We start from the raw sequence: 9,215 nt of genomic DNA, 5'->3' as shown, positions 1-9,215 counted from the left end.
ACGGCGGTGGCAATGGAGGCGGTAACGGCGGTGGCAATGGAGGCGGCAACGGCGGTGGCAATGGAGGCGGCAACGGCGGCGGCAACGGCGGTGGCAATGGAGGCGGTAACGGCGGTGGCAATGGAGGCGGCAACGGCGGCGGCAATGGAGGCGGCAACGGCGGTGGCAACGGTGGTGGCAACGGTGGTGGCAATGGAGGCGGTAACGGTGGCGGTAACGGCAATGGAAGCGGCAACGGCGTTGGCAATGGCGGTGGTAATGGCGGTAGCAATGGCAACGGCGGCGGCCATGAAGGCGGCGGCGGTCGAACAAGTGGAAACCCTGGCGTAACGACGGGTTCATCAGATAGTTTTGTGAGCCTTAGTTCGACAACAAGTCCTTGTAACCAACCAGGTCCATACGGTTGTAATTACCGTTAACGAAACGATTATGGGGCCGCAACGTTATCCGTTGCGGCCCTTTTTATGGATTTTTTCCCCGCTGAGAATGCAGTATTGCCAATAGTATTATTTCTAATCATACAAAATATATATATAAAATGTGCTTGAAATCAATGGGTAAGCGAACTAATGTTAACTTAATGTTTACAAAATGTGTACTCACCGCAAATTTCAGATCAGGAAGCATTGATTCACGGACGATCTTGAATGAGGGGCGTTACCATGCAAACATTCGTTCACTATTTCAGTATATCTCTCTCGCTGCTGGTACTGCTGTGCAGTGCTCAATCGCATGCTGCATCTGACGGTATCATCCATTTCACTGGACAAATTGTTGAATCGCCTTGCGACTATCAGGCTAATGCCCGGCAGGTCAGTGTAAGTTGCTTTGAAGAGGGGAAGGCGCGTGTGAAGACGGTTAATGTCAGAGATTTGTTTCAAGGACGTAAATTGACCAATGCGAAAACGACAGCCAGCCTGCAATGGGTGAATCCTGAAAAAAGTCTGGCAATATTGACCGTAGAATATCAATAGACTGAAACGAAGTTGCGGTTAGCGTTGTCTATGGTAGACAATATTTTCGTCTTAGTCAGAGGATAGTGAGCATGACCGTACGAATTCAGGTGCAGCAGGGGGATATTACCGACCTCGAGGTGGAGGTTATCGTCAATGCCGCCAACCCCTCATTGATGGGCGGTGGTGGCGTTGACGGTGCCATCCATCGTGCTGCTGGAGCAACGTTGCAGGAAGCCTGCGAGGTTGTCCGCCAGCAGCAGGGAACCTGTCCTCCCGGACATGCGGTCATTACCCATGCGGGAAACCTGAAAGCGAAAGCGGTGATTCATACCGTAGGGCCTGTCTGGCAGGGTGGGGGAGAACACGAGGCGTCGTTGTTACAGGAGGCTTACCGTAATAGCCTTCAGCTGGCGCTGGATAACGGCTATCGCACTATTGCTTTCCCGGCTATCTCAACGGGAGCATACGGATATCCAGCAGAAGCGGCGGCTGAAATCGCCGTCAGTACGGTTGCGGCGTTTCTTACCCGCCGCAGCCTGCCGGAAATTGTCTATTTTGTCTGTTTTGATGAAGCAACCACCCATCTGTATCAGCGCTTACTCAGCCAGACCCGGATCCCGGGCCTGACGGATGGTGCGAATACTTAATGACTAGCCACCTGCTTTGCTGCCTTTTGCTGCGGTTTCCCGGAAAAGAGGAAACGCAGCAGAGGGATCCGCAGGTGGATCTCATAGAGAATTAACGCGCAGCCTACCACGAAAACCAGGCCGGTCAGGAAGCCCAGCGTATTCGAGCTGATGGTCGGCATAATCCAGGCACCAAAAAACAGCGTTAGCGGATGGTGCACCAGGTAGATAAATAAAGAAGCGTTAACGAAATAGGTCACGCGAGCGGACTGGAAGTTCAGCATACGGTGTCCGAACGAGAACACCACGTTGACCATCCATACTCCCAGCACCATCGTTATGACATATTCCGTTTCATACATCCACGCATCGCCGGAGCCAAAATGCTGGTTCAGTCGGTAGGCAATAAACCCAAGCAGCGCGGCCACAATGCACCACGGTGATGGGGTGGTAAACAGTGTTTTCAGCTTCGGATGAATAAAGGCCAGCGCGCCAAGAATAAAGAAAGGCACATAAAACAGCGTCTGCATGACCACAAAGTTGAATAGCCCGTCGCTGAGAATCGGCGGGTAAAGCAGGAAGATAGTTCGACGAATGGCGGCATACACTATCCCCAATGCTAAAAACATCAGAGTCAGTTTCGTCATCGACATATTATCAAACAGATCCTCACGTCGGCGGATCTGACGTCGGCGCATCAGGCGGAACGCCAGAATACCGAGCGATGTTAGCACCACCAGAACTAATAGAAACCACAGATGCGACACCAACTCCCACGCCAACGTATTATATTTGTCGTAAAAAGAGAGCGTATGCCAGCTTTCCGTCTTACCCTTAACATACTGCAACATTAAAAACTGCGGCAGCGTCAGAAGAGGGATGGCGGTGAGCATCGGAATGCCGACGCGCTCCACGCGTACTTTCCACCATTTTTTGATCGGATAACGCAAATACAGCATATAGGAAAAGTAGCCGGAGATAACAAAGAACACCTGCATGCGGAAAGCATGAACAAAGTCGTTGAATAACGTCAGCCACCATGAAGGGGTTGCGCTGTTCATATGCCAGGTGTGGCTGGAGTAGAGTAAGGAGATGTGAAAGGGTATCCCCAGGAGCATCAGCCAGGCCCGAATGGAGTCGAGGAAATATTCACGCTGTGCGGGTTTGTTATTCATAGGGTTAGGTACGATTCTCAGACTAATCGCCTTACCGGAGAAGGCGATAAAGTTTACATTCGTTGGCAACCCTACACTAACTCTGGTTACCTGTCTCCAGGATAAGCACTCAAAGTGCAAGCAGCGGTTAACAGTTGTTTACTCCATAAGCCACTGCGCTGAACAATACGGGGATTATGTTGTCGGATTGCTTGAATTTCCAGTAAAATGGATCGGATCGATTTAAGCACACAAAGGGGGAAGTGCTTAGTTATATGAAACATAAACCACAGATGATGAAACTGCGCTGGTTAGGCGCAGCCGTAATGTTGTCCCTGTGTACTTCATCTGCATGGGCATTCACTATTGATGACGTTGCAAAGCAGGCAAAATCGCTGGCTGATAAGAGCTATGAAGCGCCGAAAAGCAACCTGCCTTCCGTCTTCCGCGATATGAAATATGCGGACTACCAGCAAATCCAGTTTAACCACGATAAGGCGTACTGGAATAAGATAAAGACCCCATTCAAGCTCGAGTTCTACCATCAGGGTATGTACTTCGACACGCCGGTGACTATCAACGAAGTCACGGCGACTTCCGTGCGTAAAATTAAGTACAGCCCGGATTACTTCACGTTCGGTGACGTTCAGCATGACAAAGACACCGTGAAGGATCTGGGTTTCGCTGGTTTTAAAGTGCTGTACCCAATTAACAGCAAAGATAAAAACGACGAAATCGTCAGCATGCTGGGTGCCAGCTATTTCCGTGTTCTGGGTCAGGGGCAGGTTTATGGTCTTTCCGCTCGCGGTCTGGCTATTGATACTGCATTGCCGTCCGGTGAAGAGTTCCCTCGCTTCCGTGAATACTGGATTGAGCGTCCAAAAGCGACTGATAAACGTCTGACTATCTATGCGCTGCTGGATTCTCCACGTGCGACCGGGGCCTATCGCTTCATTATTATGCCGGGCCGCGACACCGTGGTTGACGTACAGACCAAAATTTATCTGCGCGATAAAGTGGGTAAGCTGGGCGTAGCGCCGCTGACCAGTATGTTCCTGTTCGGGCCAAACCAGCCGTCTGCGGCGACCAACTATCGTCCGGAACTGCATGATTCCAACGGTCTGTCTATCCACGCCGGTAACGACGAGTGGATCTGGCGTCCGCTGAACAATCCTAAACACCTTGCTGTCAGCAGCTTCGCGACCGAAAACCCGCAGGGCTTTGGTCTGCTGCAGCGTGGCCGTCAGTTCTCGCACTTTGAAGATCTGGATGATCGCTACGATCTGCGCCCAAGCGCGTGGATCACGCCGAAAGGTGACTGGGGTAAAGGAACCGTTGAGCTGGTTGAAATTCCGACCAACGACGAAACTAACGATAACATCGTCGCTTACTGGACACCGGACAAGCTGCCGGATGCTGGTAAAGAGATGAACTACAAGTACACCATCACCTTTACCCGTGACGAAGAGAAACTGCACCCGACCGATAACGCGTACGTGATGCAGACTCGCCGCTCCACCGGTGATGTGAAGCAGTCCAACCTGATTCGTCAGCCGGACGGTACGCTGGCCTTCGTGGTTGATTTTACCGGCGCAGATATGCGTAAGATGCCGCAGGACACGCCAGTTACGGCGCAAACCAGCATTGGCGACAACGGTGAAATCGTCGAAAACAGCGTACGTTACAACCCGGTAACGAAAGGCTGGCGTCTGATGCTGCGCGTGAAGGTGAAAGATCCGAAGAAAACCACTGAAATGCGCGCTGCGCTGGTCAACGCTGACCAGACGCTGAGTGAAACCTGGAGCTATCAGCTGCCTGCAAATGAATAACACAACGAAGTATATCGACGCATTGTCGCTTACGGATGCAGAAAAAGCGGCGCTCCCGAACCGTTCGCTTCGTGCCGTGCACGAAGCGCTGGACGATGAGCACCAGGCATTTGCCCGTGATGATGACACGCCGCTGGCCTCGGTCAAGGCGCGTCTTGAAGAGAGCTGGCCAGATTCTCTGGGCGGCGATCAGCTCATCAAAGACGATGAAGGGCGCACCCAGCTGCAGGCCATGCCGAAGGCGACGCGCTCTTCAATGTTCCCGGACCCGTGGCGTACCAACCCGGTAGGCCGCTTCTGGGATCGTCTGCGCGGCCGTGACGTCACGCCGCGCTACCAGTCTCGTCTGACGAAAGAAGAGCAGGAGCGCGAACAGAAATGGCGTATGGTGGGCTCGCTTCGCCGCTATACCCTGCTGATTCTGACGATTGCACAGACCGTCGTGGCGACCTGGTACATGAAGACTATTCTGCCATATCAGGGCTGGGCGCTTATCAACCCGGCGGATATGGTGGGGCAGAATCTGTGGGTCTCCTTTATGCAGCTGCTGCCGTACCTGCTGCAAACCGGGATACTGATTCTGTTTGCCGTGCTCTTCTGCTGGGTCTCTGCCGGTTTCTGGACGGCTTTAATGGGCTTCCTGCAATTGCTGATTGGCCGCGATAAGTACAGTATTTCGGCCTCGACGGTCGGCGATGAGCCGCTGAATCCGGAGCACCGGACGGCGCTGATTATGCCTATCTGTAACGAAGACGTGTCTCGCGTGTTCGCCGGTCTACGTGCAACCTGGGAATCGGTGAAAGCCACCGGCCAACAGAAGCACTTTGACGTCTACATCCTGAGCGACAGCTACAACCCGGATATCTGCGTGGCAGAGCAAAAAGCCTGGATGGAACTGATTGCTGAGGTGCAGGGCGAAGGGCAGATCTTCTACCGTCGTCGTCGTCGTCGTATGAAGCGTAAAAGCGGTAACATCGATGACTTCTGCCGTCGTTGGGGTAATCAGTACAGCTACATGGTTGTACTGGATGCCGACTCCGTGATGTCTGGCGACTGCCTGACCAACCTGGTGCGTCTGATGGAAGCGAACCCGAACGCGGGTATCATCCAGTCTTCCCCACGTGCTTCCGGGATGGACACGCTGTACGCACGCTGCCAGCAGTTTGCGACACGCGTTTACGGGCCGCTGTTTACCGCGGGGCTGCACTTCTGGCAGTTGGGTGAATCCCACTACTGGGGCCACAACGCCATTATCCGCGTGAAGCCGTTTATTGAGCACTGTGCGCTGGCACCGCTGCCGGGCGAAGGTAACTTTGCCGGTTCGATCCTGTCGCACGACTTCGTGGAAGCGGCGCTGATGCGTCGTGCAGGGTGGGGCGTCTGGATTGCCTACGACCTGCCGGGCTCTTATGAAGAGCTGCCGCCGAACCTGCTGGATGAGCTAAAACGTGACCGTCGCTGGTGTCAGGGTAACCTGATGAACTTCCGCCTGTTCCTGGTGAAAGGGATGCACCCTGTTCACCGTGCGGTGTTCCTGACCGGCGTCATGTCCTACCTCTCCGCGCCGCTGTGGTTTATGTTCCTGGCCCTGTCGACCGCACTGCAGGTGGTGCACGCATTGACCGAGCCGCAGTACTTCCTGCAGCCGCGTCAGCTGTTCCCGGTCTGGCCGCAGTGGCGTCCTGAACTCGCGATTGCGCTGTTCGCCTCGACGATGGTACTGCTGTTCCTGCCGAAACTGCTGAGCATCATTCTGGTGTGGTGCAAAGGGTCGAAAGAGTACGGTGGTTTTGTCCGTGTAACGCTCTCCCTGCTGCTGGAAGTGCTGTTCTCCGTGCTGCTGGCACCGGTTCGCATGCTGTTCCACACCGTTTTCGTGGTCAGTGCATTCCTGGGCTGGGAAGTAGTATGGAACTCGCCGCAGCGTGACGATGACTCCACGCCGTGGAGTGAAGCGTTTATGCGCCATGGTTCTCAGCTGCTGTTGGGTCTGGTGTGGGCGGTCGGTATGGCATGGCTGGATCTGCGCTTCCTGTTCTGGCTGGCGCCGATCGTCTTCTCGCTGATTCTGTCACCGTTCGTTTCGGTGGTCTCCAGCCGTTCGACTAACGGCCTGCGTACCAAGCGTTGGAAACTGTTCCTGATCCCGGAAGAGTACAACACGCCGAAGGTGCTGGCCGATACCGAAGCGTATCTGGAACAGAACCGTGCTCGCGTGCTGGACGATGGCTTTATGCATGCGGTATTTAACCCATCGCTGAATGCTCTGGCAACGGCAATGGCCACCGCGCGTCACCGTGCGAGCCACGTGCTGGAGATTGCCCGCGATCGTCACGTCGAGCAGGCGCTGAACGAAACGCCGGACAAGCTTAACCGCGATCGTCGTCTGGTGCTGTTGAGCGACCCGGTAACGCTGTCTCGTCTGCACTACCGCGTGTGGGCCGCACCGGAGAAATACTCGTCGTGGGTGGCTGAATACGATAAGCTGCAGCTGAATCCGCTGGCGCTGAAAGCCAAATAGTGCTGAGCGCTCCCGGCGGCGCTTCGCTTGGCCGGGCTACGTAACCTGTAGCCCGGACGAGGTGCGAAGCACCGACTCCGGGGAAATCCCAGCGCAAATATTTGCCGTAAGGAAATACCGGCCATCAAGCCGGTATTTTTTTGTCTGTTTAATGAGGTAAACGACGTGATAAGAATGATACTGGTCGCCGCCATGACGATAATGCTTACCGGATGCGGCAGCATTATCAGCCGGACGATCCCGGGCCAGGGCCACGGGAATCAGTACTATTCGGGCGTGAAGTGGGATCTGCGAGACTCTGCCTGGCGCTATGTCACCATTCTCGACCTGCCGTTCTCGCTGGTCTTCGACACGCTGCTGCTGCCGATTGACGCGAGCCATGGCCCTTACGAATAATTAACGCTCGTCCCACTCATCGGCGGCGGTCTGGCCCTCTTCGGTATCCTGCGAGGGCTCAAGCTGATATTCGCCTTCATCCCATTCATGCAGCGTATTTTCTTCCAGCCATTCCTGACGCAGTTCAATCTCGTCAAAGTCACCGTCAAACACGCTTTGTGCGGCCTCACCGCTGAGCATCGGCACGCATTCGCCTTCTTCATCCTCTTCGGCGAAGAACTCGGCCTGCCACATGATGTCACCATCCTGTAGAACGTACTTTTGCATATTGAACTGCTCTACGTCCGCTTCATCTTCCTCAAGTCCGGGGTTATCGGCGAGGAACGTTTCACGTGCCGCATCAATAGCTTCTTCGAGTGTGGCGTATAAAGTCATCTCAACTCCCTGCAATGTGATGAGGTATTCAGGGAAATAATAGCTGAACTTTTGAGTTGTACACGTCCGGCGATTTGATTTAACGCAAACCACCGGACGATGTATTTAAGAACGGGAAGGGACAGGGCTGCGCCGCAGGCTAATACCGGTATAAATGGCGTTGAATAGCACGACGGCGGCGGTCACGCAGAAGACCGCGCGGAAGCCGTAGTTTGCCGATACGGCGGCGCCAATCAGCGGCCCGGTGACGTTACCAATATCGCGGAACGACTGGTTATAGCTGAAAATACGCCCGGCAATCTGGTTGCTGGAGTTATAGACCAGCAGCGTTTGTACTGCAGGCAGCAGCGCGCCGTCGGCGGCACCCAGCAGGAAGCGCAGGATACCGAGCTGCAGCGGGTTTTGCACAAATGACATCGGGATCAGCAGTAGTACGGAGACCACCAGCGCCACGATAAGAATCTTTTCCGGGCCAATACGATCGCCGAGCTTACCTAAACGCGGCGCGCAAATCAGCGCCGCTACGCCGGGTACTGACGCTATCATGCCGCTGACAAAGGCAATATTGCTGATATTCCCCGCGAGGTCACGTACGTAAAGCGTCAGAATCGGGGCGATAGAGCCAGTGGCAACCTGGATAATCAGCGTGGTGACGAACAGGCTCAGCACTAGTTCGCGGTTTTTCAGCGAGCCAAACACCTCTTTGACGTGCAGCATCTCTTTTTTCGAAACCGGCGTGAACTGCTCACGGATGAAAAACAGCGTCATCACGAAGCAGACAAACAGCACCGCGGCGGTCATAAAGAACACCGGGCGCAGGCCGTAGTTATCGGCAAGAAAACCGCCAGCCAGCGGCCCCAGCAGCGCGCCGCTGACGGCTCCGGTCGACAGCGTACCCAGCGCCCATCCGCTCTTATGACGCGGGATTTGGGTGGCAATCAGCGCGTTAGCGTTAGGAATAAAACCGCCCAGCAGCCCCAGCAGTGCCCGTAGAATCAGAAACTGCCAGATATTCTGCGCCAGCCCCATTAACAGCATAACGATAGCCATACCCAGCGCTGAGCGCAGCAGCATGATCTTGCGCCCTTTGCGGTCGGCCAGGCCGCCCCATAGCGGTGAGGCGATGGCTGAAAACAGGAAGGTGATACTGAAGACCAGACCGGACCACATATTCAGCGAGCTGTGGCCGGTCACGCCGAGCGCTTCAACGTAAAGCGGCAGGAAAGGCATAACCAGGCTGAATGCTGCGCCGGTTAAAAAACAGCCTAGCCAAACGACAGCGAGGTTACGCTTCCAGTTAATGGGGGCATCTGAGGATTGCATAGGGTTCCGCAGGCGAAAAGTCGCCAAAAGAGAGT

The 9,215-nt window shown here is 54.6% G+C and carries 9 protein-coding genes; 6 read left to right on the top strand and 3 right to left on the bottom strand.

Annotation, left to right across the window (positions count from 1 at the left end; translation table 11 throughout):
• From V6944_RS08275 to ymdB, 3 genes are all read left to right on the top strand, one after another.
• Nucleotides 1-330 (top strand): hypothetical protein (locus tag V6944_RS08275; protein WP_333498604.1); only part of this gene is annotated, 330 nt, incomplete at its 5' end.
• 332 nt (nucleotides 331-662) lie between these two features.
• On the top strand, nucleotides 663-974 hold the full coding sequence (locus V6944_RS08270; RefSeq protein WP_333498603.1) for a hypothetical protein: 312 nt from the start codon (nucleotides 663-665) through the stop codon (nucleotides 972-974).
• A 71-nt stretch (nucleotides 975-1,045) separates the two neighbouring features.
• Nucleotides 1,046-1,603: an O-acetyl-ADP-ribose deacetylase gene (ymdB, locus tag V6944_RS08265; RefSeq protein WP_333498602.1), complete on the top strand. Its 558-nt coding sequence runs from the start codon at nucleotides 1,046-1,048 to the stop codon at nucleotides 1,601-1,603.
• On the opposite strand, the gene mdoC is transcribed toward ymdB, so the two are convergent.
• A complete protein-coding gene (gene mdoC, locus V6944_RS08260) occupies nucleotides 1,600-2,757 on the bottom strand; it encodes a glucans biosynthesis protein MdoC (protein WP_333498601.1) in 1,158 nt (385 codons plus the stop codon). The two genes, ymdB and mdoC, sit on opposite strands and share 4 nt — an antisense overlap.
• Before the next feature lie 254 nt (nucleotides 2,758-3,011).
• On the opposite strand from mdoC, the gene mdoG reads away from it, so the two are divergent.
• The 3 genes from mdoG to V6944_RS08245 all read left to right on the top strand — a co-directional run bounded on the left by mdoG (nucleotide 3,012) and on the right by V6944_RS08245 (nucleotide 7,482).
• Nucleotides 3,012-4,565 carry a glucans biosynthesis protein MdoG gene (gene mdoG, locus V6944_RS08255; RefSeq protein ID WP_333498600.1) on the top strand — a complete coding sequence of 518 codons (1,554 nt, stop codon included), beginning with the start codon at nucleotides 3,012-3,014 and terminating at the stop codon, nucleotides 4,563-4,565.
• On the top strand, nucleotides 4,558-7,086 hold the full coding sequence (gene mdoH / locus V6944_RS08250) for a glucans biosynthesis glucosyltransferase MdoH (RefSeq protein WP_333498599.1): 2,529 nt from the start codon (nucleotides 4,558-4,560) through the stop codon (nucleotides 7,084-7,086). Before mdoG ends, mdoH begins: the two co-directional genes overlap by 8 nt.
• 168 nt (nucleotides 7,087-7,254) lie before the next feature.
• The gene (locus V6944_RS08245) at nucleotides 7,255-7,482 is read left to right on the top strand and encodes a YceK/YidQ family lipoprotein (protein ID WP_333498621.1); all 228 of its coding nucleotides are present in this window, start codon (nucleotides 7,255-7,257) and stop codon (nucleotides 7,480-7,482) included.
• Here the strand turns inward: V6944_RS08245 and V6944_RS08240 are convergent, their stop codons facing one another.
• Complete coding sequence (locus V6944_RS08240; RefSeq protein WP_333498598.1) at nucleotides 7,483-7,857, bottom strand: MysB family protein; 375 nt, start codon at nucleotides 7,855-7,857, stop codon at nucleotides 7,483-7,485.
• Between the two features lie 105 nt (nucleotides 7,858-7,962).
• Nucleotides 7,963-9,180, bottom strand: coding sequence for a multidrug efflux MFS transporter MdtG (gene mdtG, locus V6944_RS08235; protein WP_333498597.1), 1,218 nt, complete (start codon nucleotides 9,178-9,180; stop codon nucleotides 7,963-7,965).
• Between the last annotated feature and the right edge of the window lie 35 nt (nucleotides 9,181-9,215).

It is taken from the genome of Kluyvera sp. CHPC 1.2972 (genome assembly GCF_036759925.1).
Taxonomy (GTDB): domain Bacteria; phylum Pseudomonadota; class Gammaproteobacteria; order Enterobacterales; family Enterobacteriaceae; genus Kluyvera.
Note: the sequence above shows the minus strand (reverse complement) of the source record. Positions and strands in the feature narration are given on the sequence as shown.

Bases quoted from the DNA above. Each gene is read 5' to 3' on its own strand.
- V6944_RS08270 (WP_333498603.1), top strand. From the start codon at position 663: ATGCAAACATTCGTTCACTATTTCAGTATATCTCTCTCGCTGCTGGTA.
- ymdB (WP_333498602.1), top strand. From the start codon at position 1,046: ATGACCGTACGAATTCAGGTGCAGCAGGGGGATATTACCGACCTCGAG.
- mdoC (WP_333498601.1), bottom strand. From the start codon at position 2,757: ATGAATAACAAACCCGCACAGCGTGAATATTTCCTCGACTCCATTCGG.
- mdoG (WP_333498600.1), top strand. From the start codon at position 3,012: ATGAAACATAAACCACAGATGATGAAACTGCGCTGGTTAGGCGCAGCC.
- mdoH (WP_333498599.1), top strand. From the start codon at position 4,558: ATGAATAACACAACGAAGTATATCGACGCATTGTCGCTTACGGATGCA.
- V6944_RS08240 (WP_333498598.1), bottom strand. From the start codon at position 7,857: ATGACTTTATACGCCACACTCGAAGAAGCTATTGATGCGGCACGTGAA.
- mdtG (WP_333498597.1), bottom strand. From the start codon at position 9,180: ATGCAATCCTCAGATGCCCCCATTAACTGGAAGCGTAACCTCGCTGTC.